Here is a 22092-nt window from a genome sequence, read left to right on the forward strand (position 1 = left end):
AAAGCTCCGTTCGGTTTCGAACGGGGCTTTACTGCGACAATTTCGTATGAATTTCCTTCTTCTGGATAAAATATGCAAATCAAGCATCTTATCCGATCTGCATTGTTTAGTAAGAGGGGGAAATTCAACTGTGAAAATATCACCCACAGGAGACGCGGATGCAGACTTACTTAGTGATATTCAAGAAAATGAGCAGCTTTTTAAACGCGTCTTTCTAAACTGCTCGGACGTCTCGTTCCGGGAAATTACAACGGACGGCCAGGTAAGGCTGCTCTTAATTTATGTGGCCAACATGGTGAATTCGGAAGAGCTCAATACGAATATCTTAAAACCTCTCTTCTACGAAGGACTGCCGCAAGGTTTGGACTCCGTTAACAGCATCTCCCAAATGCTCGAACAATCGCGGTTTTCCGTATTGCATATTATGACGAGTTCGAATGTTAGCGGGATCGTGGAATGCGTATTGCGGGGACATGTGGCGATCTTGGTTGACGGGGAATCGTCGGCTATAGTGGCAGATGTGACCAACTTCGAATCCCGTACAATCGGCGAACCCTCGGAAGAGGCCACGCTTCGCGGCTCCAGAGAAAGCTTCACGGAGCTGTTGACTACCAATACCACGATGATGCGCCGCATTTTCGCCACGCCGGACTTGAAAATGGAGCAGCTGACGCTCGGAAAATATACGAAAACCGAAATCGTGATCGCCTATCTTGAAGGTGTCGTTGACCTCTCCGTTCTGGATGAAGTTCGCAAAAGGGTCAAACGCATCCGCATAGACGGCATTCTGGAATCAGGTTATATCGAAGAATCCATTGAGGATACCCACTTCTCGCCTTTCCCGCAAATCCTGAACAGCGAACGACCCGATGTCGTTGCCGCCGGACTTCTGGAAGGCAAAGTAGCGATCTTGACGAACGGAACGCCGATCGCGCTTATCGTGCCCATGACATTCTGGGCTGGCCTGCAGGCACCGGATGATTATTTTGAACGTTTCCTCTTCGTCACGTTAAACCGATGGATTCGCTATATGTTTGTCCTTATCTCGGTCTTCCTGCCTTCCATCTATATCGCGCTGACGGACTTCAATCCGGAGATGGTTCCTGCCAAGCTCATGCTAAGCATCGCCGCGCTGCGCGAGAAAGCGCCTTTCCCGACAGTGATCGAAGTGTTCATGATGGAATTCGTATTCGAAGCGCTGCGGGAGGCCGGAATCCGTCTCCCGCGGCAGATCGGTCCGCTCGTCAGCATCGTCGGTGCCTTGGTTATTGGTGAAGCAGCCGTTCGGGCCGGTATTATTTCCGCGCCGATCGTCATAATCGTACCTGCTGCTGGCATCTCGTCGTTCGTCATTCCAAGGTATAGCTTCAGTTTCCCCATGCGGATCCTCCGCTTCCCCATGCTCATACTCGCCGGCTTGTTCGGGTTGTTCGGGATCGCGATCGGGATTATCGCCATTCTCATTCATTTGATTCATTTACAGCCGTTCGGTACGCCCTATCTGTCGCCGGTTGCACCACTTAAGAAGGGAAAGCTAAAGGACGTATTGATGCGTTGGCCTCACAAGCTGACCCGAAAATCCGAACCCGTTCCGGAGGCGGACAACCCATGATCAAGGCAGCCAAAATTGGCTTCGTTATGCTCTTCACGGTCCTAATCGCGACCGGTTGTTGGAATCTCGAGGAACCGGATCAATGCGCCTTCGTCATGGGCACGGGAATGGACCTGAACAAGGATGGCAAATACATGCTCAGCACGCTAATCGCGATACCGGCGGGTATCGGCGTAGAAGAGGGGAATACCACCCAGAAGAGCTTCCGGGTATTGACCTCTACGGGCAAAAACAACACGGATGCGGCGCAGAAGCTGCAGGCCCAATTATCGCGCAGCTTGTTCATCGGCCATCGTGAAATCGTTCTGATCGGCGAGAAGATGGCCGAGCATGGGATAGCTGATTTGGTCGACGAATTTTTCCGCAACCCCCAGTCGGAAGCCCGATCCAAGATATTTGTCGTGAAAGGCACGCAGGCGAAGGACGTCTTCGAAATCAACTCCATGTTCGATCCCTATATCACGTCAACGCTCTATGACGAGCAAGCCACGCTAGGGTTGAGAAACTTTTATTTCGCCGCCTTTATGTACGATGCCTTGGGCCAGGGGACACAACCCCTGCTGCCGGCGCTCACTATGAATCGGAGGAAACACTACGTCTATTCCGGATTCGCGATCTTGGACAAGGATAACGATCTCAAGCTGGCGGCATATTTGAACCCGGAGGAATCCTTCTATACGAATTGGATGAAGAGAAGAGTCAATAACTACTTCATGACTTCCTCCGTATCCGGATTCGAGGGAACCTTCAGTGTTAAGCTGAGAGCCCTGAATCGGCGGATTCAGACGAGCGTACAAGGTAATCGGGTAAAAGTCGATATTCTGCTGTCCGGGGCCGGCGTTCTCGTTGAAAATAATACGAATTTGGATCCGTCCACGGAAAGTCATCTCTTGCTGATTCAGAAGTCGATGAATGAAAGTTCCCAGAAAACAATTGAGCAGTTAGTAGACAAAGCGCAAAAGCAAATCAAACTCGATTTCTTCGGGTTTGGCGAAATTGTCCATCATCAGCATCCCGCACAATGGAAATCGCTGCGAACCAATTGGAATGTGATATTTCCGCAAATCGAGGTGTCGGTACGCGTCAATCTAAAATGCAAAGATCTGGGTGAAACCAATGCTACAATCTACCGCTAAGGTCAGGAGGGATGCACTTGAAAGAGTTGAAATTGTCGGGCGTACAGATCATGTGGATATTCGCTACGGTCGAAGTCGTACTGTTCATCTGGGGAATGATAACGCCGTCGATTAATCTAAGCAAGCAAGACGCATGGATAACCATGATAACCGGCGGCGCAGTGGCAATGGCTTTAACCGCGATCGTCGTCCGTTTGTGCATGCTGCATCCCCGGCAAACGCTGGTCGAATTTAGTCAGGCCCTTCTCGGAAAGTGGCTGGGAAGGGCAATCGTCCTTCCTTATTTCGCGGTGTGGTTTGGGCTGAATGCTGCCGCGCTTCGATTGTTTGGCGATTTTATCCATCTCATCATGCTCGACAAAACGCCGGTTTGGCTGATCATGCTGCTCATGACCGTATTAATGATCTACATCACGTACTCCGTTGGCATTATGGGCATCGGAAGGTTTTGCGAAATTGCCGGACCTATTATGGTGCTTACCTTGCTCGTTGGCTTTAGTCTGAATATCGTCGATATTAAGTGGCATTATATTCTACCGATCATCACTGATTTCGGATGGGGCGCCATTATGAAGCATTCTATTCAACCCGCTTCTTTCCTGGGCGAATCCTTGATCTTCTTCAGCATCCTTCCTTTTCTGGAGCACCCGAAACAAGCCTATTCGAAATCGTTGATTGCCGTTGGCATGACTGCTTTACTGGCTTGCCTCGCAACGACATTGGTCCTGCTCGTCTTCGGGCCGGATGTCTCGGCTAGGATGCGATACCCCTACTTTATGCTCGTACGCTCCATTAATCTCCTCGATTTCATCCAAAACATGGATATCTTCGTCATCTTCATCTGGGTCTTCGGCCTGTTCGCCCGGATATCGTTATATTTGTTCATCACGAGCTATGAAGCGGCACGCTGGTTCCGTGTGAAGAATTGGCGGACATTCATTTGGTTCGGAGCGCCCGCGATGTATATAATGGCCCTGTTCATTCCGAACGAAGCCATCATGAATTCCGTGAATTTTTATTGGCAAACGATCGCATACCCGATCTGTTCGATCGCGATCCCTCTGCTGCTCCTGCTCGTTTCGGCTTTTCGCAAGAAGACGGTGCAAGCGTAAAAAAGTCTGCCGCAATCGTCGGCAGACTTCCTACATTTGCATTTATTCTGAGATCCGGAGGATGTCCACTTCCCACTTTCCTTTATTGCTTTTGTGAAGGCTGGAAATAACATGCACGCTTCCCTTTGTACCTTTGACTTTAAATCGGAAGCTTGCTTTTCCTTCTCCGTTTGACGTCTCAATACTCCCCGATGACGGAAAAAGCCCAAAGCCGGTTACCTCTCCCACTCGTGCTACTACTTGTTCATCCTGTTTGGATGCTTGTTTAGCAGCGTCAAAGGCTCCCGAGTTTCCTAAAAAAAGCATTGTCCCACCAACCGTAATAACGAAAAAAACAACGACACCGGAAGCGAGTAAAAGTAACCGTTTCTTTGTGTTTCTTAACTTGCGGGGCCTATCTTCATAACTAACAACAATGGTCTTCGCTGCTAGATCTCCCAGCCGTCGCCCTTCCTTTTGCACGACTAAACTCAATAACTCAATCGGCCCTAATATTAAGAGAACATTCCGAAGCACGAGGGCTCCTTTAGAAGGAGCTGCTCTGTCCTCAGCTTTCACAATGTAGAGCCCCAACATTCGTTTCCCAATACTCCGGTTTGTGAATACATCCCGTAACAACAGCCATAATGGCAATAGAAACATAGATATACTCAAATTTATACCAGCTATCGTCCCAACAATCACCACAATTATCAGTGCAGCAAACATCAGGCTCATGTCAATCATAAAACCAAAAACCCGCCGTCTGTTAGATGCCCAAGTTAATACTAACTCTACTTCACTCTGCATGACTTGATCCACTCCACGGTTCCCATTTAACTCTTGCAGATCTACCCCTGATTGCCCTCAACGGCGATTAGCAATACCGCGGCGGCGAGGCCCAAACGGCGATCAAGCTTGTCATTATGCTCTTCGGAGAAATTAAGGTTTAGTTTCTGGACAAACGGATTGAAGTTTTGTTTAAACTCAGCGACCTTCGTCCCGTTCACCACTACGTTGTAATGCTGAGGAATCAAATTCGTCAGGAATCTTCGCAGAAGCGCAAGCAGCGCGTTATCTTCCTTAATCAAGCCGATCTCTTCCTCACTCGGGCTCAATATCGCCCATTCATCCTTTAATATCGACTTCATCCCCTTACGTCGAAGAGAACCTATTTTATGCCCGGTTTCGACATCCACTACATCGAAGATGGAGGAAAAATCAATGACGCTTCGCGCATGAATGGTGACTAACTCATCTTGCATCGTTTCATCGCCGTAAAGCCGGATGTCTTCTTTTAACTTGAAGGCTTTCATCTTCGAGAACAGAACCGGTTTCTCATTGTTGTCGAAAATATCGATTTTAGCGCCAACCAGAGAAAGGATTTGTTTTCTAACCACGTATTGTTGAAGATTGAATTTCGGATTCAAGTCCTCGCCCCCTATAAGTGTACATACTCTCACTGATTGTACCAGCTATTGTTATTCTTCGGTATATGGATCTCTGAGGCGATTTACATAATCTTAACAAGCAATCATCGAAACTTCCCTACTGATCGGACGTTTAACCCTTTCGGAGGTGAAAATCATGAAAAACAAAATCGTTAAGTATTTACCTATCACTGCTATCATCCTATTACTAGCAATGATTGGCACGGCGTGCGGGAGTAATAACACCAACAATTCCGCTGAGAACGCTTCAGTAAACGCTTCGGCAACGGATTCTTCTACCGCTGATAACAACTCCGCGTCAACGGATTCGGCTGCCGCTACCAATGGCTCCTCAGCAGACGATACCGTTTCGCAGGAAGACGCGCCTGTCGTTATGTCCGGTGTATTCAACGGAGTGGTTAGCGACAAGACCATTGAAATCGAAACCGGCGTCGGATCGCTCTCCTATCAGGTCAGCAGCGAGATTGCCGACAAAGTATCCAAGTGGGAAAAAGGCATCAATGTAAAGTTTGAGTACAAGGAAGACACCATAACCACAATCGATAAAGAGTAAGGCTGTGGTGATTATTAAACAACAAAGGGACCGTGGAGCACTTCTCCGCGGTCCCTAGTTTTATTAGCTTCCGTACTGCAAGAGAGCAAACGCACTTCCGCGATGAGCGCATACTTTGCCGCAGGTGCCAACTCTAACGGTTGTGACAGGGCTTATTCGGCATACATTTACCCTTTTTATAGGCTAACGGTTGCCAGCGCGCTTATTTGCACGTTTTCCACTGGGAATCGACCCATTTGCTGCAAATAACGTCTGTCACAACCGTTAGACTTTCAATAAGGCTTATTTTCATCAAATAGCCTCGCTGACAACCGTTAAAATTCTGTTCATAAAGCATAGACGCAATAGCGGCCGTCGAGATTTACTCGGGTAGCCCGGGGACCGCGGATGACTTCTCCTACGCTCTGCATCTCTTCAACCAACCTTGGCGCCGTGAGCAAGGGCAAGCATGACCGTTTGCTCCCTATCCATTCTCAATCCCTCAATGGTGAGCGATTTAAAATCCACGCCTTCCATCTTGGCCCCTCTTACATCCGCACCTTGCAGCTTCGCTTTGGCCAATATCGCCATCGTCAAATCACTGTCTCTTAAGTCGGCCTTTTCCAAGTTGGCTCCCGATAGGTCGGCTTCATGAAATTTAACTCCGCGCAAATCCTGCCTGATTAAGGAGACGTGTCTCAGATTGGTATAGGACCAGTCGCCTTTAATAATCGAGATCCCATCCATAGCGGAGCCGGTGAAATCTGAACCTGTCATCTTGCATGACTCGAATTTCGATACAAACAGGTTAGCTCCGTTAAAGTTGCAATTCTCAAATGCGGTTTCATTATGAATGGAACCATTTAGCAAGGCACCTCGAAAATCGCACTCGATAAATCGGCAATTACTGGAAACTATCTCATTCAATGCTCCGTTAGCAAAAGAACACCGATCAAACGTACAACTTATTAGCTCGCCATATCTTAAATCCTGCGTGCCAAATTGCACGCCTGCATATTGCTGATTACTATACTGGAACATAAGGTGCCTCCGTAAACTACTTATTGTCTCCGCTGCAAAATCACCTTATTACTATAGCATACGGGAGTCAAGTACCTGTCTGTTCCCCATGATTAGTCAAGTGCATTATTTTTCTTTCATCTGTATCGGACTGCTGTAAGCACGGCCTCTACGTCAGATGATTTACCAAATACGATCCAATGATCCGAAATGAGCGGACTAATTTGCGGCCCTTCTCCGGATACAACCGTTTCGGTTCCCTTATCCAGATCTGCTAAATAGATGTCCGAGTTGTGGGATTCGGCTCCGACGTCATGCGTAGATGAACCGTTTCGTTCATCCATCCAGGCGACGAAATGACCGTTAATGACGGGGGTTCGTTGAGTCGCATCCAAATGGGTCACTCGAGTTGTTTTGCCTGTGCCTAGATCATGGACGAAAACATCTCCCGCGTAGGAATCGTTAAAAGCCTCCCAAGTTACGAGGCTGCCCGATACTTGCGGCCGACCTTCCTTATAATCTTCCGCAGCGATGGGGGTGGTTTCTCCTGTTTCGATCCGGTATAGATAAATGTCCGTGTTGTTCTCCGGCACATTCTCGCCTGCCCGCAGCACCCTTTTCGTCACGCGAAGCCCGTTCTCCCAAACGATATTCCCGGCATCGATATCCGGATTCGTATGACCGCCGCTCTCCGAAGTAATCATCTTCTGTTCACCGGTGTCGATATTATACAAGACGAGCTGCCAGTGGGACGGATATTCCTTGATCGCGTCGGTAGCATTATCCATCCAAACGATGTAGTTCCCCCAAATCTTCGGGTTGATCTGCGCCGATGGGTCCGTTGTCAGCTGCCGCTCCTCTCTCGTGGACAAATTGTAGAGAAAGATATCGGCATTCGCAGCATCGTAACTACCCAAATCACCTAGCGGCGTTTTCTCGTTTCGCAAATCCGACCAAACCACGAAGTTACCCGAGATATCGAAGCCCGCATCGTCCTGTACCGGAATCGATGTCAGCTGCTTATTCGCGACCAGATCGGTTACCGTCAATTCTCCCTTGTCTCTTGTGACCAATCGGTCTCCGTCAAGCGAGCCTTGCCAGCCGGATATTTCGCGCTTCAGCAGCGGTTGAAAGGAATCGCCTTGGGCTAAATCACCGGGCTTCGAAGTCGTTGACCCGCATCCGGTCATACACAGCAACAGTACCAGTATGGCGGCGATAGCCTTATGGTATCTTGTGCTCCTCATAATAAGATCCCCCTCACAGCATCTTTTTCCATATTAGACGAGGAAGCCGGCTGCAAGGTTACATAGCTATACAGAGCTCCAACCAAGTGGACTACGATTTCACGGCCCCATCCACCTGTTTATTTCATTTGACATATATTCAGCAAACGCAACGAAAGCTTCCTTATCCCCTACAAATTCATTGGTGATGCCGCTATAATCTTCAAGACAATAAGTGAGAACAGGATGGAATTTAAGAGGTAACACTTGAAGCGCCCACTCGCCGCCTTCTTTCTTAGAAGCAATGAAATCTTCACGTAAAAACATGAGAACCCTGCACATATTTAAGGTGAAGTAAGTAGGAGAGTCACTAATCTCCTCAGCTGCCGATGAAATATCATTTAGAATAGATTGCAAATAATAACTTCTGTCGATGGGTTGAAACATATCCTGAATAGGTCGACCGTATAGGGTGATTCCTCGTTGATACGTAACCGTTAGATGTGCCGCTAGGTCATCGTCTGTGAAACCGCCGCAAATGTAGTCCTCATCAGTCCGATACCTTTCTCGATGATAGTCCGAGTAATGCAATTCAAAGGGAGAAGGATGGACAAACTCCTGTACATGTGCTTCCAGCAGAATACTTAACTCAATCCCACGTCCGCTTGGCAGCTCATCATGAAGGATTAATAGTCTGTTTATGATTTCCTTTTGTTGCACTCGGGTGAGTTTGTCTGTTACAACAACAATCAAGTCTATGTCGCTTTTCTTCGGATTAAAGCAACCCATTGCCAAGGAGCCATGCAAGTAAACACCCGCTAGACTTTCCTTCAACACTGCATGAAACATAGTGGTTATTTGGTGTAAGTATTCGTCCGTCTCCATCTCTCTCCCCCCATTTCATTGCTTCTCTTTAATAAGTAATCTGTCCAATTTTCTCTGCCGGCTGCCACATTCTACCCGTTCACGCAAAGGAACCATTGTGATATCTCCTCGCACAATAACTAAATGTTATAATCCTAAGTTACTTCACCCAATTCGGTATATGGTGCCTAAAATAGTTGGCCACCTTCTCCAGCTCATTCATGACGTACCCGATTTTCTTCTCATCGAGATACCAGTTATCTTTAGAAGTTCCCGTTTTATCCACAACCGGACTTACATAAAAAGTTGTTTCTCTCGGAAAATCAATCTGATAGGTTAACAGAGCTCTTCGTGCGTGATAATTTTTACAAACCAATATGACCTTATTGGGGATTATCCCTTGTTGTTTCAATACTTCCAATGAAAAACGTGAATTTTCGAAGGTGTTCGTTGCTCTATTTTCTTTAAGAATCGCTTGGGGAGGAACGCCTAATGATATTCCTACCTCTCGCAAGAAGTCCCATTCCGTTGATTCTACATGTGAAGTGGCGCCTCCGGAGGGCAGGATAAACGGGGCCAAACCCTCGTGGTATAACATCGCGGCTCTTTCCATGAGCTGGGGATGACTGCCTCCCGGAATCAATAAGACATCTGCCGGTCCAAGCTCCGTATTGAAAAACATGAACTCACTTATACAATCAAATGGAAAAGACAAAACAACTCCTCCTAAACCTATCCGAAGAATTATTGCTCCTCAATCGCCCAGAACCGATTCCCATAAGGATCAAAGAACATCATCACTTTATCGCCGACGCCGCCGATGGTAATTTCACCGGCTGACACCCCGCTTTTGATTAAATCCGCTCGCAGTCCTTCGATGTTATTCGTCTCCAACTGAATCGAATAATGCGGATTCTGTTTAATGTTACCTGAGTACCACATGCTGCTTTCTTCATCTTCTTCACCATAAAGCAGGATCTCAGACCCGGTTGCCAATTTAAGACTAGCGATTCCCGACTTCCAGAGAAGCTCAAATCCCAGCACATTCACATACCACTCGATTGCCTTCTCATAGTCGTCAAAGTTGCCCGATTTTGTAACCGGAATGCCAAGTACAAGTCCTTTTACGCCCATAGCGATTGTTGCCTCCATTTTTTTATTAGTTCCTGTTAACGAAGCATTGCCATTCAGCAAAAGCCATATAGTTTAGTTAAGGACGCCACATGACTGCGAAGGAGTTCACATGCTATGAAAAAACACATTGCTGTAAGCTTGTTGTGCGCACTGCTGCTGTTTACGTCCGCCTGTACCTCAAATTCCTCTACAAACAAGGATCAACCGAGTTCGAACACAGCACCAAGCACAACTCCCAGCACCAACAATGAACCTACGACAAGTCCTTCTGACAACGCGACGAATACGGAACCGGTCAAACCCGCTGATGATTCATCATCTACGGGTACAAACGATCCGGTAACCAGTCCTTCGGATGATCCGGCAACCAATCCGGATGATTCAGCAACCACCCCGGATGATCCGGCAACAACGCCTACTCCCGATCCGGATCCAGACTCGCCCCCGGCCTTCCAATCGCCATATGTCTTTGAGTATCCCGATGCCATACGAGGCATATATGTTACGGGATGGTCAGCCGGCGGTGAGCGTATGAGTTCATTGCTGAAGCTCGTGGATGACACGGATCTGAATGCCATGGTGATCGATATCAAAGACGACGACGGATATATCACCTTCAAACCTGAAGGGGAATTAAATGCAAACGGGCAAGCTTATATGCGTGATCCGAACGCCATTGTCAAAACGCTGCATGACCACAACATCTACCCGATTGCACGTATTGTAGCTTTCAAGGACACTGTCCTGGCCAAGAAACATCCGGAGCTTTCTTATCAGCTGGACGGCAAGGTGTGGCGCAATGGAAACGGCGATGGCTTTATCAATCCATTCTTAAAATCAAACTGGCAATACAATGTGGATGTCGCTATTCTGGCTGCTAAGCTCGGGTTTCAGGAAATTCAGTTCGACTACGTTCGATTCCCTGAAGGGTTTGAGAAGAAAGATAAAGTCCTTGCCTACTCTATGGGAGAGTACAAAGATAAGAAGCCAACCAAATTCATTGAGCAAGAGAAAGCTTTTGCAGAAGAGACGGCTGCTTATGAGGCTGGTCTTCCACCGCTGCAAAGCGCTTACGACACGGCAACTTCAACCTATAACGGTGACAAAACCGATGCGAACAAGAGCGCACTCGATGCTGCCAAGAAGGCGCTCAGCGACTACAAGAAAACCTTGCCGAAATCGCCGGACTTCAGCGAGAAAGCTCGTTTTACACAGCTCCGCGTCGATGCCATTACGGACTTTGTTCATTTTGCGAGGGAGCAGTTAAAGCCTTACGGGGTTAAAGTATCGGTCGATATCTTTGGCTATTCCGCCACGCTGCCCGAGGCACCCGGCATTGGGCAGAACTTCAGCCGTATCTCGGAGAATGTCGACGTCATCTCCTCCATGATTTATCCGAGCCATTGGAGCGATGGATATTTCGGCATTAAGCACCCGGATACCGAGCCGTACCGTCTAGTCCAAGAGTATGCCAAACGCGAGAAGGAAAAGCTTAGCGCGCTTGAATCCCCTCCGATATCAAGGCCGTGGATTCAAGACTTTACAGCCTCATGGTTAGCCAAAGGCAGCTACGTCCATTACGGTAAAGAACAGGTGGATGCGCAGATTAAGGCACTCCACGACGCCGGCATCCATGAATATCTCCTCTGGAACGCCGGTAACAAATATACGGCCGGCGTTAACTATACCCCTTAGCTACTAAGGCCCCGTTCGATCCGAGCGGGGCTTTTCTCTTTGTTGGCCTGCGGGTCGTTACAGATGTTTCGTGCAATTGAATAGCGGGCACTCCCACTCTTCATTGCAATGAGCGATGATCGTTAAGGACGTATTATTGATGTAGGTAGATTCAAATCTCTGCGGCAGAAGTCGCTGCAGCGATAGTCCGATCAGCGCTCCGTGGCTTACGATAAGAACTCGTTTATCCCGGTGCGTTGCCGCCACTTCTTCGAAATAAGCCGCTCCCCGTTTCGCCACGTCCTCGAACGCTTCAATGCCAAGATCGAGTGTGCTCCAATCGGCGCCCCATTTTGCCACCCGCTCTTCCTCAGTAGTTCCTTCGATTTGCCCGCAATTAATCTCTCTTATTCGATCTTCCGTAATTAACGTACCGATCCCCAGGGAACTGCGCACCGCCTCGGCGGTTTGCTTTGCTCTCGTCAGCGTACTGGAGATAATAATGTCCCAGCTTTCGCCCGAAAGCCTGTCGGCTATGGCCTTCGCTTGGATTAAGCCGGCTTCGTTAAGCGGAATATCCGATATCCCCTGAGCCCTGCCAAGCACGTTCCAATCTGTCACGCCATGCCTGATAAGTCCGATTGTAGTCATGTTTATCTCCCTCCTTGACCAATATGAAAAACAGCAATTTCCGGTGCACAAGCTACACGAATGGGTATCTTCACCGTTCCCAATCCTCGGTTAATGAAGAAATTTCTACGCCCGTCCATTCGTTTGAGCCCAACATGATAGTCTTTATAGGCTCCAAACGAACGATTCAGTAATCTGATCTGACCGCCGTGAGTATGCCCGACCAGCAGCAGATCGTATGGGAGTTCTTGATCCTGTATGCACTTTATAATACTTGGTGAATGAGCGAGTAAGATTACGTAAGGATAGCTCCTCATTTCCTCCACACTCATGGACAAGCGTTCGTTGCCATAGATGGAGTTATCGAAGCCATAGATAAGAGCCTTCTGATCGTTCATGGTTAATGCGGTTCCACGATTGGATAGAACTGCTATACGCTGACTCTGAAGAGCTTGAAGAATCTCATTATACTCTTGGTCCGAGTAGATTCTTTTGCGGAATCCTTCCATACATTCGCGCTCGTAATTGCCGGGAACAAAGTACAGCTGCGGACATTTTATTTGCTGGACTTCCTTTAGAACCGCAGCTAATTGCTTCTTCCTTGAAGCCAGATCACCTGTTATCAGGACGATGTCCGGCTTCAACCGGTTTACTTTCCGACTCAACGACCCATTGATGAATCTGGTTCGTCCATGAAGATCAGTCAAATGAACGAAGGTAAAGCCTGATTCCGTATGACGACTGCCAAATTGATAGGTGGAGTATCTCGCCCAATTCGTCTGAATGACAATAACAAGGCATAGCAGCGCAGCTATTAATCCTATGATGAGCATAATGATTCCGCCCTTATTTCTCTATAAATGAAATGTTGCTCTAATTCTCTCAGCAACGTCCTCTGGACTCAAATTCGTGTTGTTGATTTTCATATAATTCTTATATACAATTTCGCCATCCATTGAGTTTAATCGATGCTGTTCCACCGCACTTCTCATTCGTTGCTCGGATTGTTCTACGTTTCGTTTGGAAGGCTTATGCTCCAGTCGATGAGGCGTCTTGTTACGCTCAATTCTCTCTTCCATATCAGCCTCTAGTTCAACCAAGAAAACTTCCCCGCCTTCTCTCTCGAAAATATCGCAGACCTTCTTCACATAGTCACTGTCCGCTTGCTGATCAAATGCCCATACATATGTAAAGATCAATCCATACGCGTTACTCTTAGCCACTGTTTCAAATATCTTCTCGCGAAATAGATTCGTCAGTGCCCACATCTCAGGCGTAAATCCCAGTAACGGAGCGAGCAATTCAATCGTCATATGGTTATGAAACAGCTTCAATTCCGTGATCTTCTCTAACTCCTGTCCAACGGTCATTTTCCCAACTGCCATCGGCCCGAATACCAGTACCAGCTTCAATGTGATTCACTCCTATCGAATCATGAAATACGAAACTACAAACGCAATCGCACCCAGAACAATCGCAGCGTAAAAGAAATAGCCAAACCATCGCAGTACTCTGGGCATGCTCTTCATGTCTGCTTGCTTGCTGGGAACTCCCATAATCGTCTGGTAGTGTTCCGTGACATTGTTAAATACGGGGACATCTGCAGCGCCGCGCGTGGAGGTTTCCTTATCAGAGCTATCGTCGAGCTTATTATTCATGCCACTTCCTCCTCGTTCAACCAACCTTCGATCTCTGTTTGTTGCTCCGCATATCGCCTTAAGGAATTCATCGTTGCCAGCACTTGCTCCGTCCCCATCTGCTGCTCTTGTTCATCCGTGCACGCCAGCCATAATGACCGTTTGAAGTTATATTCCAGCCAACCCAGCATCCCGGCAAAACCTTGAGCTAACACCACTTTCCAATCGGCCTCGAGGGTTCCGCCTTGCTTCTTGTAGCCCCTTAAGAAAGCTAGAAATCTCTCACGATCTGGATTTCCGGCTTCATCCGTTGACCAATATATAGCGGTCTCGGTTAAGTTCTGCATGGGATTTATCGGCCCCGAGGCTTCCCAATCAATCAGAAGGGGTTTGTCTTCATGCCACAACACATTCTTGGCGTCCAAGTCCATGTGACTGATCACTGTGCTTGATGCCAGCAGCTGCGCAGCCTGGTTCGCTTTCGCGCTCCAGTCGTAGAGTTGATCCACCGTTTCCTTCGCCAAGCTAACCCACACCGATTGATTGGTTTCACCTAATTCTACATAGTGATTCCAATCCGTTACTTGCGCACCGCCGACGGTCCCATTCACTTCGATGCCTAACGAGGAGAAGTCCGTCTTATGAATAGCAGCGAGAATCCCTCCGATTCGTTCAGCGTGAGCTATGGTGATTTCATGCGGCTTCAGACTTCTTCCCGCTACCCAATCGAATACGAGAAAGTATTGGTCATCTACTTGCTGCACGGAAGCATCGTTATATCGCTTAGCCGGAAGAGCAGGCACGTTATGGGCTGCGATCGCTGCAATCTTCTCGGAATAAATCATATTGGGCAGCGCGGTAGGTCGCAGCATGACTTGCGGGTTCAATGCTTTAACGGCATACTTCCCTGTGGTTGTTTCAAGAGCATACATGCGATGCAACAGCCCGCCCGCCACCGCTAAAGGCTGACAGACCATCTCTCCCAGCTGTAACTGCGTGCACAGTTTCTCGAAGATCTTATTCATCTGGGGTCACCTTGCCTGTACCAATTCGGTACCACACTTTCAAAATAGTTATGATCTTCCAGCAGAACGCGAATACGGTCCATCATCGAATCGAGCTGCTCCGGCACGACCTTGAGCGTCCACGTAATGGAGCCAAATATCGTCATAGCTGCGTACAACGCGTATAGATTCCAGAAATGCTCCGGCACTTCTCCGTCAAAATACCCGTCGATTTGCCCAATCGAGAACGGAATGCTGACCTCACGGCTAAAGTAAGCGATTTTCAAAAAATCATGATACGGGTCTCCCCAGTCGTACCGATTGAAATCGATCGCCGCGACGTATTCCCCATTATGAACGAGCAGATTGGCTGGATGAAAATCGTCGTGCTGAAACCTGTTCGGACGACCCTCCAGCAGCGGTAAATGCTTCTCGATAAAAGCAATAACGGCCTCCTCCTCAGGAAGCTTGACGCCGCAGCGGAAGTACTCATCCATGTGACGTTTATGCTTCGCAGCCCTATGCGTGGACCACGCTTCCATGTCCTCCGGCGCTTCCACTTCGTGCATCATAAGCAATTCCCGCCCGGCTTCGATGCCTGCTTTGTACTGTTGATCGGCTGTCATCCGCGGCAGCTCTTCCATCGCATCCTCACCCTCGACATAGCGCAAAACCATATAACACAAGTCCAGCGCTTCAATCGTACCGAATGTGACAGGTTCAGAGGTGCGTACACCGCAATTATGAATAAGGCTTACAGCCTCAAATTCGCGGCGTTTCTGTGCGGTCTGACTGAAAGTGGCAGTACGAAGTACGTAAGCCGGCTTGTCGCCCTCTTCGTAAACGAGATATTTCCCATCATAAGAGAAGCCTTTATGAATCTGTGAAACAGCCGTTACCTGCCGCAGCAGCGGGATATGTTCAAGAATTTCATGGATATGCATCGGGACACCCCTCTCAAGTAGCCTATTCATCTGCCGGTAGAAACGAAATCCGCCCATGAAGAAAGCAAAGGCAGCTGATCGAAACGATCGCTGCCTTCCGTGGTAGTTCCAAAACCTTCCATCCATAACTAATAGATTATCGTGCATTTGTTCCCATGTAAACAATAATTTTCCGCTCAGCTTAAACTAAGCTAAAGCATCAAAATACGCGTCTTGCCGTGACAAATCGATCTTTCCACTGCCCGTCGAAATCCTCGATATGGACGCCAAGCTTGTCCGAATACGTGTGAAGGATTTTGCCATCCCCGGCATAGATGCCTACATGTCCGATGTCGAGTCCGCGTGCGCTAAAGAACATCAGGTCTCCTTTTCGCAAATCTTCTACTTTTATCTCCTTCCCTTCCTTCGCTTGGTCATAGGAGAGGCGAGGCAGATCAACGGAGAGGACCTGGTTAAACACGTGTTTCACGAAAGAAGAGCAATCAAAGGTATTGGTTTGACCCGGATCCGCGCCGAATTCATAATGCGTACCGAAGTATGTGGAGCCGAAAGCGATGATTTGATCGGCTTGCATCATGGTCAGGCTCGGGCTCGTATAGGTCGTGTATTTAGGCTTGGCCGAAATAAATCCGATCGTCTTATCTGCTGTCTGTACTTCCAGCCAGTTCGCATCGATTTCACGAATGACATGAATCCGCTGGCCCTTCGGAAGCATTCGGATCACAGACTTCTCGTCGGTTGAATTCGGTAACGTCCTCAGATTAGCGCCGTATGTAATCTCTGTTTCAAACGTATTGGCGGACGATATCGTGATGGTTTGAGAGTAGGCATGCCACTGGACGACATTGCCCAGAAGCTCGCTGATGAACCGCAGCGGCACCATGGAAGAACCGTTGATGACTTTGCCGGGCACCGGAAGCGTCAGCTTATCGTTATTCTTATAGGCGAACTTGTCGCCCATTTGATAGGTTATGAGGCTGCTGTCTTTCGTAGCCGTCACTGTGTGTTTAGGCTCGTCCCAGCTAACTTTAGCACCTTGCGCCTCGAAGATCGCACGTAACGGAACATAGCTGACTCCGTTCTCGATAACAGGCTGAACAGGCAATGGAAGTGGTTTCCCATCCAGCAACAAGGCAGGCGATTGTTCATTCGCCGCTGCCAACACGCTATTAGCTTGAATCATCGTCATCAATGCAATAAGCGACATAATCGTCACGCGTTTAATGGAATTATTACCCAAATTAATGACACCCTTTCCTTATGAAGTACTTATTAGACGCGGATTAGGGGGCATTTGTTCTGGTCTGAATTATGAACTTATCTTAATGAAAGGATCTGACCTTCACGAAAAAAAGCCTCATCCTGCCGAAAAGCCAGGCTGAGGCGATTTAGGGTATCTATTATTGCTCGATTGTGATCTCATATTTCTCGGCAACCTTCTTTAAATATTGCTCGACGTAATCAAAATCGCCTACCTTGTCACTGGCAATGACGACTGCATTCTCCATGCCTCTGACATGCACCCTGATTACTTTCACATGAACGGTCCTGAGCAGTTTTCTCACCGGCTCTCTTACCAGTTCCAGCCGCTCGAGCTTGCTATACTCGATTCTTTTGGGAGTGCTGTCCTTCTCCAGCTTCAACACCATTTCCCCCGCGTCCAAGTTGACATCCACTGCTTTCAGCAAATTGTTCAACCTCCTGGTTTGAAATCGAAATGATAATCCCGACTCATTTGCATTGTATTCGTGTAGTTGTGAAAATATGTGCTCTATTTGATTCTGTTATCCCGGAAGGTATATGATGGATACTAATTCAAAATATACCTTACATCGATTTGGAAGATGTAAGGTTACTGAGGTGTGCGGCATAATGGAGTTTATACTTTATCTATTTCTCATCTTATTTCTTACGAAGATTTTCGGACATCTGTCGACGCTGTTGGGGCAGCCTTCCGTACTTGGCAAACTGGTCGTCGGGATTCTTGTCGGTCCGGCAGTCCTTGGATGGATCGAAAATAATGACTTCATTCATTACACCGCAGAAATAGGCGTCATCTTGCTCATGTTTATTGCGGGATTGGAAACGGATCTTGACCAGCTTAAAGAAACGTGGCGGTCTGCTTTTGCCGTAGCTGTCGGTGGAATCATCCTGCCTTTTCTGGGCGGGTATGCCGTTGCCGAAGCCTTCGGACTCGGTCATAACCATGCTCTCTTCATGGGGGCAGTCTTTAGCGCGACATCAGTCAGTATTTCGGTGCAAGTGCTCAAGGATTTAAACCAACTTAACTCCCGCGAAGGCACAACGATTCTCGGGGCAGCAGTCATCGATGACGTCATCGTTATCATTCTCTTGGCTGTGATGATGAGCTTCTTGGGAACCGGGAACGATATTTCGATCAGTATGCTAATTGGCAAAAAGCTCATTTTCTTCATCGCCACGATCTTGGCCGGATGGCTGATTGTCCCCAGGTTTATGAAGCTGTTCGAACGCATCTCGGTTACGGAACCTGTCATCACAATGGCGCTTGTTGTTTGTTTCGGATTCGCTTATTTTGCGGAGAAGATGGGGATGGCTGCGATTATCGGCTCTTTTGCCGCCGGTCTCGCAATTTCCCAAACCTCGTTCAAACATACGGTGGAATCCAAAATCGAACCTATCGCGTATTCCATATTCGTGCCTGTCTTCTTTGTCAGTATCGGATTGAACGTATCCTTTGCAGGAACTCTGAATCAGCTTGGCTTTATGGTGGTTTTAACTCTCGTTGCCGTTCTTACGAAGCTTCTTGGCGGGGCGCTCGGGGCCCGAATAACAGGCATGAATACTCGATCTTCCTTAGCCGTTGGCTCAGGAATGATATCCCGGGGAGAAGTCGCGTTGATTATCGCGGCCACCGGATTACAAGCTTCGTTACTTCCGGAGGCTTATTTTACCTCTGTTGTCATTGCCGTAATCTTAACGACCTTGATCGCACCGCCATTGTTAAAATACTTTTTCAGCAGAACTGCAGAAGCGAGGGATTCAAGATGAATGCGGATGATGTTCTCATCGGAATTGACGGAGGCGGGACGAACACTCGGGTGTTAGTCTGTGACCTTAAAGGAAACGTTCTTTCTTATTGCGAGAAAGGGGCTGCTTCCATCCGCAAAGATGTGTTAGCTACGCAGAATGTACATGCAGCCATCGCAGAAGCACTGAAGCTTGCCAATAAAGAGGGACGACAGGTGATCGGAACTGCCGCCGGAATTGCCGGGTTCGATACGGAATCCGATCTCGAATGGGTCGCGCCCTTAACAGAGATCCCCGGGTTATCCGGTCCAAAATGGCATGTCAATGATGCCGTGGTAGCTCACTATGGCGCATTATTAGCCAAGCCAGGTATCGTAGTCATCTCGGGCACCGGCTCTATTATCGTGGCCATCGCGGAAGATGGCCGGTTCTCACGAAATTATGACTTCCATCATTATGCAGCAAGTGCTGCCCGATTTATTGCTTACGATGCCGTCTATGAAATTCTTGCCGGCCAGACCGATCAAACTGACGAAGCACTCATTCAGTCCATGCTCCAACATTGGCATGTACAATCAATAGCTGAATTCTCCAAGCTGGCGCGAGGAGGATTCACGGAAGACCGTCAAGAACGCGACAAGATATTCGGACAATTCGCACCGGCGATTACTCAAGCAGCAGAGCAAGGAAGTTCTGTCGCTGTAACGGTCTGTGACCGAGCCGTGAACCAAATCAAAGTCGGCATCGAGCTTCTGGCTGCATCTTTTGCCGGCGAAACGGTTGAGATTACATTTATCGGAAGCGTTGTAAACAGTCCTTACTTCTCTAAATCGTTACGGCTACTGCTTTCGGAGGGGAGAAACAAAAGCTATACCCTTGTAGAACCGGAGCTGCCTCCCGTTGCCGGAGCTGTACTATACGCAATGAACCGGTTGAAACTTCCGATTACTCAAGACATCCTTCACAACTTGCAATCATATCGTTATTAACCCTTGAGAAAACCGCCCTTTTGAGATACATTCGGCGGTTTTTTTGTGTGTGATGAAAGTTAAGCATAGGGAGAAAACTGTAACGGTCGTCAGCGTCGCTATTTCATGAGAATAAGCCTTTTGATAACTAACGGTTGTGAGAGTCGCTATTTGCAGCAAAAGGGTCGATTCCCGGTGGAAAACGTTCAAATAAGCTCACTGGCAACCGTTACAAAATAAAAGGGGGCTATTTGGGCCAAATAAGCACTGTCACAACCGTTAGAGCTGAAATGCGACTAAGCACGCGTTATGGCGATACCCACTCGTACAGAATATCGGGTAAATTTTCTTCATTTTCATGGCCTCTGGCAATGGCTTTGAATCCGTGCTTCTCATAGAAGCGCTGCGCGATTGCATTCACTTCAAACGTGTATAAGCGCAATTTGCCGCTTGATTGATGTTTAGCTTTATTTAGTAACGATTCGCCTATCCCGCTTCCATGGTGATCGATATGGATATAGAGCTGACTCACTTCGCTCTCATTGTAAGCAATGATGCCAACCACTTTCTCGCCGCTAAGTGCCAATTCAACCTGAAACCGCTCCGGCAAAATCGAATTTAAAAAGTAAATGTGGTCTTCCACACTGTGGAGAGCCTTCTGCCCAATCGCCTTTTCTTTGCTCGCTCGCCACATGTCTACAGTTTGTTCGGCGTACTTGGGGTTGTACGGAATCATGATAAACTGGTGCTGCATCCGTGAAATCCCTCCTTTGCTATTCAACGGTCAGATATAGGTCAACACTTGATCGGCATTTCGTTTCCTATCCTCTGCGCGCTCCCTGAAAGCGCAGTAGGCAATATGGTCAAGCCCAATGTGAATGAGATAGCAGAGTAGTCTTTCCTTCATCTGTGCAGGCGGGCCTCCGCGCTTGTCCCAGTGTTGGTCCAATATGGCTTGCAAATCTATCCCTTGCCATTGCGGATACCAAGGCCACCAATATAGAAACCAAGCATGGTCGTAGAGGGGATCGCCATAGAACGCATTTCCCCAATCGAATAGCCCGGTTAGCTTCCCATTGTCCACCAACACGTTTCGGTTCAGTAGATCATTATGGACGATTCCTCGGATCTCCGGGAGCTGCGGTACAAGTTCACTAAGCTTTACTACGCCGGCATCGAAGATGCTTGCCTCGCGTGGCGAAGTGTCCAGCCGTTCGCGCCAGCCGGCAAGCCTCTCTCTGGGCTCAGCCACCGCCAATAGCTCAGCTCCCCAGCCCGGTCCTGTTCCTTCCGGACGCCACAGACCAACTTCCTGTGTACCGGTGAGATCCAGCGTCTGAAGCTCATAGAGCGCATCGAACAATTGGGGTAGAACAACCCGCATTTCCGATTCATCAAGCTCGTCGAGATGCTTTTTTCCTTGAACGCGTTCAGATACGGCGAAGAATCCGTTCTCCGTCTCGCCAATTTCAATAACCTTCGGAATCGGCAGCGATGCCAAGGACAATTCCCCCATCGCACGATCCTTCTTAAAGTCGTCCACATAAGCGCCGAAACGAATAACCATGTCACGTCCATCAAGCACGAAGGAATAGGCTCTCGACCAATCGCCTGATGCCAGAGGCGCAAGATCATCAGCACGACTGCCGAAGTGCTCCTTCACAAAACGGTGCGCTATCTGCTTGAAATCTTCCATAGTGCTCCCTCCTGTACCTGTTATCGAAAAGCTATAGCCGAAATTCCACATAGAATGGTTGCTGTTCTGCATCTAAACACAACCGGATTCGTTCCCTGAAGTTCCCCCAAGTCACCATCTCTAACGCTGCTTCGATGGGAAAAAAGCCTACTTCCAAAGATTCATTAGAGGTAGTTAATTCCCCACCGACTGGCGTGCCTAAGAATAACGTGTTGCAAATCGACTGGCTTACATTTTGAAAAACGCCGCAAAACCGGGTTACTTCTATTTCTATGCCGCTCTCTTCCTTTGTTTCCCTGATCGCCGCCTCTTTCAACGATTCGCCTTCTTCAACCACGCCTCCCGGCATTTCCCAGCCCCGTTCGGGTCCTTTTATTAACAAGAGTTCATTGCGTTCGTTAAGAACGATTGTTGCCGCGGATACAAAATGTTTTGGAGCCATGTCATCATCCCCCATTCCGATT

25 protein-coding genes are annotated in these 22092 nt (G+C 48.1%); 7 read left to right on the forward strand and 18 right to left on the reverse strand.

All coding sequences use genetic code 11. The annotated features are described in order from the left end of the window. The first annotated feature begins 130 nt into the window (after positions 1-130). Genes BM412_RS20150 through BM412_RS20160 form a run of 3 tightly spaced genes read left to right on the forward strand, consistent with a single transcriptional unit; the run spans position 131 to position 3860 of the window. Positions 131-1612 carry a spore germination protein gene (locus BM412_RS20150; protein ID WP_256256472.1) on the forward strand — a complete coding sequence of 494 codons (1482 nt, stop codon included), beginning with the start codon at positions 131-133 and terminating at the stop codon, positions 1610-1612. Continuing rightward, positions 1609-2748, forward strand: coding sequence for a Ger(x)C family spore germination protein (locus BM412_RS20155; RefSeq protein WP_091222333.1), 1140 nt, complete (start codon positions 1609-1611; stop codon positions 2746-2748). The genes BM412_RS20150 and BM412_RS20155 overlap by 4 nt, the downstream gene beginning before the upstream one ends. 17 nt (positions 2749-2765) lie before the next feature. Then, positions 2766-3860, forward strand: a complete 1095-nt coding sequence (locus BM412_RS20160) for a GerAB/ArcD/ProY family transporter (RefSeq protein WP_177245951.1) — start codon at positions 2766-2768, stop codon at positions 3858-3860. Positions 3861-3902: 42 nt separating this feature from the next. Here BM412_RS20160 and BM412_RS20165 read toward each other — a convergent pair whose 3' ends face one another. Both BM412_RS20165 and BM412_RS20170 read right to left on the reverse strand, forming a co-directional pair. Beyond that, the gene (locus tag BM412_RS20165; protein WP_091222338.1) at positions 3903-4649 is read right to left on the reverse strand and encodes a cytochrome c oxidase assembly factor Coa1 family protein; all 747 of its coding nucleotides are present in this window, start codon (positions 4647-4649) and stop codon (positions 3903-3905) included. Positions 4650-4690: 41 nt separating this feature from the next. After that, positions 4691-5269, reverse strand: a complete 579-nt coding sequence (locus BM412_RS20170) for an LURP-one-related family protein (RefSeq protein WP_091222340.1) — start codon at positions 5267-5269, stop codon at positions 4691-4693. Positions 5270-5426: 157 nt separating this feature from the next. On the opposite strand from BM412_RS20170, the gene BM412_RS20175 reads away from it, so the two are divergent. Next, positions 5427-5843 carry a hypothetical protein gene (locus BM412_RS20175; protein WP_091222343.1) on the forward strand — a complete coding sequence of 139 codons (417 nt, stop codon included), beginning with the start codon at positions 5427-5429 and terminating at the stop codon, positions 5841-5843. Between the two features lie 414 nt (positions 5844-6257). Here the strand turns inward: BM412_RS20175 and BM412_RS20180 are convergent, their stop codons facing one another. The 5 genes from BM412_RS20180 to BM412_RS20200 form a co-directional block, all read right to left on the reverse strand. Next, complete coding sequence (locus BM412_RS20180) at positions 6258-6863, reverse strand: pentapeptide repeat-containing protein (RefSeq protein WP_091222346.1); 606 nt, start codon at positions 6861-6863, stop codon at positions 6258-6260. A 116-nt stretch (positions 6864-6979) separates the two neighbouring features. Further along, positions 6980-8089 (reverse strand): hypothetical protein, encoded by a 1110-nt coding sequence (locus BM412_RS20185; protein WP_091222348.1) that lies wholly within the window; start codon positions 8087-8089, stop codon positions 6980-6982. Positions 8090-8188: 99 nt separating this feature from the next. Next, a complete protein-coding gene (locus BM412_RS20190; protein WP_091222351.1) occupies positions 8189-8953 on the reverse strand; it encodes an aminoglycoside adenylyltransferase domain-containing protein in 765 nt (254 codons plus the stop codon). Between the two features lie 139 nt (positions 8954-9092). Beyond that, the gene (locus BM412_RS20195) at positions 9093-9647 is read right to left on the reverse strand and encodes a YdcF family protein (protein ID WP_091222354.1); all 555 of its coding nucleotides are present in this window, start codon (positions 9645-9647) and stop codon (positions 9093-9095) included. Between the two features lie 29 nt (positions 9648-9676). Then, positions 9677-10084 carry a VOC family protein gene (locus BM412_RS20200; RefSeq protein WP_091222356.1) on the reverse strand — a complete coding sequence of 136 codons (408 nt, stop codon included), beginning with the start codon at positions 10082-10084 and terminating at the stop codon, positions 9677-9679. 96 nt (positions 10085-10180) lie between these two features. Here BM412_RS20200 and BM412_RS20205 point away from each other — a divergent pair, with 96 nt between their 5' ends. Further along, on the forward strand, positions 10181-11761 hold the full coding sequence (locus tag BM412_RS20205; RefSeq protein WP_091222358.1) for a putative glycoside hydrolase: 1581 nt from the start codon (positions 10181-10183) through the stop codon (positions 11759-11761). A gap of 57 nt (positions 11762-11818) precedes the next feature. On the opposite strand, the gene BM412_RS20210 is transcribed toward BM412_RS20205, so the two are convergent. From BM412_RS20210 to BM412_RS20245, 8 genes are all read right to left on the reverse strand, one after another. Next, entirely contained in the window at positions 11819-12391 is a 573-nt protein-coding gene (locus tag BM412_RS20210) for a histidine phosphatase family protein (protein ID WP_091222361.1), read from the reverse strand. A 2-nt stretch (positions 12392-12393) separates the two neighbouring features. After that, positions 12394-13203, reverse strand: coding sequence for a metallophosphoesterase (locus BM412_RS20215; protein WP_091222363.1), 810 nt, complete (start codon positions 13201-13203; stop codon positions 12394-12396). Between the two features lie 21 nt (positions 13204-13224). Continuing rightward, the gene (locus tag BM412_RS20220) at positions 13225-13782 is read right to left on the reverse strand and encodes an AAA family ATPase (protein WP_091222366.1); all 558 of its coding nucleotides are present in this window, start codon (positions 13780-13782) and stop codon (positions 13225-13227) included. 12 nt (positions 13783-13794) lie between these two features. Then, positions 13795-14028: a hypothetical protein gene (locus BM412_RS20225; RefSeq protein ID WP_091222368.1), complete on the reverse strand. Its 234-nt coding sequence runs from the start codon at positions 14026-14028 to the stop codon at positions 13795-13797. Beyond that, positions 14025-15032, reverse strand: a complete 1008-nt coding sequence (locus tag BM412_RS20230; RefSeq protein ID WP_091222370.1) for a phosphotransferase — start codon at positions 15030-15032, stop codon at positions 14025-14027. The genes BM412_RS20225 and BM412_RS20230 overlap by 4 nt, the downstream gene beginning before the upstream one ends. Next, on the reverse strand, positions 15029-15955 hold the full coding sequence (locus BM412_RS20235; RefSeq protein ID WP_091222372.1) for a phosphotransferase family protein: 927 nt from the start codon (positions 15953-15955) through the stop codon (positions 15029-15031). The genes BM412_RS20230 and BM412_RS20235 overlap by 4 nt, the downstream gene beginning before the upstream one ends. Before the next feature lie 199 nt (positions 15956-16154). Then, positions 16155-17195, reverse strand: a complete 1041-nt coding sequence (locus BM412_RS20240; protein ID WP_256256473.1) for a stalk domain-containing protein — start codon at positions 17193-17195, stop codon at positions 16155-16157. Between the two features lie 160 nt (positions 17196-17355). After that, positions 17356-17643 (reverse strand): hypothetical protein, encoded by a 288-nt coding sequence (locus BM412_RS20245; protein WP_091222375.1) that lies wholly within the window; start codon positions 17641-17643, stop codon positions 17356-17358. Between the two features lie 184 nt (positions 17644-17827). Between BM412_RS20245 and BM412_RS20250 the strand changes: the two genes are divergently transcribed. Beyond that, positions 17828-18985: a cation:proton antiporter gene (locus tag BM412_RS20250; protein ID WP_091222378.1), complete on the forward strand. Its 1158-nt coding sequence runs from the start codon at positions 17828-17830 to the stop codon at positions 18983-18985. Beyond that, positions 18982-19953: an N-acetylglucosamine kinase gene (locus BM412_RS20255; RefSeq protein ID WP_091222381.1), complete on the forward strand. Its 972-nt coding sequence runs from the start codon at positions 18982-18984 to the stop codon at positions 19951-19953. The genes BM412_RS20250 and BM412_RS20255 overlap by 4 nt, the downstream gene beginning before the upstream one ends. Positions 19954-20239: 286 nt before the next feature. On the opposite strand, the gene BM412_RS20260 is transcribed toward BM412_RS20255, so the two are convergent. Genes BM412_RS20260 through BM412_RS20270 form a run of 3 tightly spaced genes read right to left on the reverse strand, consistent with a single transcriptional unit; the run spans position 20240 to position 22070 of the window. Next, positions 20240-20686: a GNAT family N-acetyltransferase gene (locus BM412_RS20260; RefSeq protein WP_091222383.1), complete on the reverse strand. Its 447-nt coding sequence runs from the start codon at positions 20684-20686 to the stop codon at positions 20240-20242. Positions 20687-20716: 30 nt separating this feature from the next. Beyond that, positions 20717-21628: a phosphotransferase family protein gene (locus BM412_RS20265; protein ID WP_177245952.1), complete on the reverse strand. Its 912-nt coding sequence runs from the start codon at positions 21626-21628 to the stop codon at positions 20717-20719. Between the two features lie 31 nt (positions 21629-21659). Next, positions 21660-22070 carry an NUDIX hydrolase gene (locus BM412_RS20270; protein WP_091222993.1) on the reverse strand — a complete coding sequence of 137 codons (411 nt, stop codon included), beginning with the start codon at positions 22068-22070 and terminating at the stop codon, positions 21660-21662. Positions 22071-22092: the final 22 nt, after the last annotated feature.

The sequence above is a fragment of the Paenibacillus sp. BC26 genome, from assembly GCF_900116125.1.
Classification (GTDB): domain Bacteria; phylum Bacillota; class Bacilli; order Paenibacillales; family Paenibacillaceae; genus Paenibacillus_Z; species Paenibacillus_Z lignilyticus.

Bases quoted from the DNA above. Each gene is read 5' to 3' on its own strand.
- BM412_RS20155 (WP_091222333.1), top strand. From the start codon at position 1,609: ATGATCAAGGCAGCCAAAATTGGCTTCGTTATGCTCTTCACGGTCCTA.
- BM412_RS20165 (WP_091222338.1), bottom strand. From the start codon at position 4,649: ATGCAGAGTGAAGTAGAGTTAGTATTAACTTGGGCATCTAACAGACGG.
- BM412_RS20175 (WP_091222343.1), top strand. From the start codon at position 5,427: ATGAAAAACAAAATCGTTAAGTATTTACCTATCACTGCTATCATCCTA.
- BM412_RS20180 (WP_091222346.1), bottom strand. From the start codon at position 6,863: ATGTTCCAGTATAGTAATCAGCAATATGCAGGCGTGCAATTTGGCACG.
- BM412_RS20185 (WP_091222348.1), bottom strand. From the start codon at position 8,089: ATGAGGAGCACAAGATACCATAAGGCTATCGCCGCCATACTGGTACTG.
- BM412_RS20190 (WP_091222351.1), bottom strand. From the start codon at position 8,953: ATGGAGACGGACGAATACTTACACCAAATAACCACTATGTTTCATGCA.
- BM412_RS20200 (WP_091222356.1), bottom strand. From the start codon at position 10,084: ATGGAGGCAACAATCGCTATGGGCGTAAAAGGACTTGTACTTGGCATT.
- BM412_RS20205 (WP_091222358.1), top strand. From the start codon at position 10,181: ATGAAAAAACACATTGCTGTAAGCTTGTTGTGCGCACTGCTGCTGTTT.
- BM412_RS20210 (WP_091222361.1), bottom strand. From the start codon at position 12,391: ATGACTACAATCGGACTTATCAGGCATGGCGTGACAGATTGGAACGTG.
- BM412_RS20215 (WP_091222363.1), bottom strand. From the start codon at position 13,203: ATGCTCATCATAGGATTAATAGCTGCGCTGCTATGCCTTGTTATTGTC.
- BM412_RS20225 (WP_091222368.1), bottom strand. From the start codon at position 14,028: ATGAATAATAAGCTCGACGATAGCTCTGATAAGGAAACCTCCACGCGC.
- BM412_RS20230 (WP_091222370.1), bottom strand. From the start codon at position 15,032: ATGAATAAGATCTTCGAGAAACTGTGCACGCAGTTACAGCTGGGAGAG.
- BM412_RS20235 (WP_091222372.1), bottom strand. From the start codon at position 15,955: ATGCATATCCATGAAATTCTTGAACATATCCCGCTGCTGCGGCAGGTA.
- BM412_RS20250 (WP_091222378.1), top strand. From the start codon at position 17,828: ATGGAGTTTATACTTTATCTATTTCTCATCTTATTTCTTACGAAGATT.
- BM412_RS20255 (WP_091222381.1), top strand. From the start codon at position 18,982: ATGAATGCGGATGATGTTCTCATCGGAATTGACGGAGGCGGGACGAAC.
- BM412_RS20260 (WP_091222383.1), bottom strand. From the start codon at position 20,686: ATGCAGCACCAGTTTATCATGATTCCGTACAACCCCAAGTACGCCGAA.
- BM412_RS20265 (WP_177245952.1), bottom strand. From the start codon at position 21,628: ATGGAAGATTTCAAGCAGATAGCGCACCGTTTTGTGAAGGAGCACTTC.
- BM412_RS20270 (WP_091222993.1), bottom strand. From the start codon at position 22,070: ATGGCTCCAAAACATTTTGTATCCGCGGCAACAATCGTTCTTAACGAA.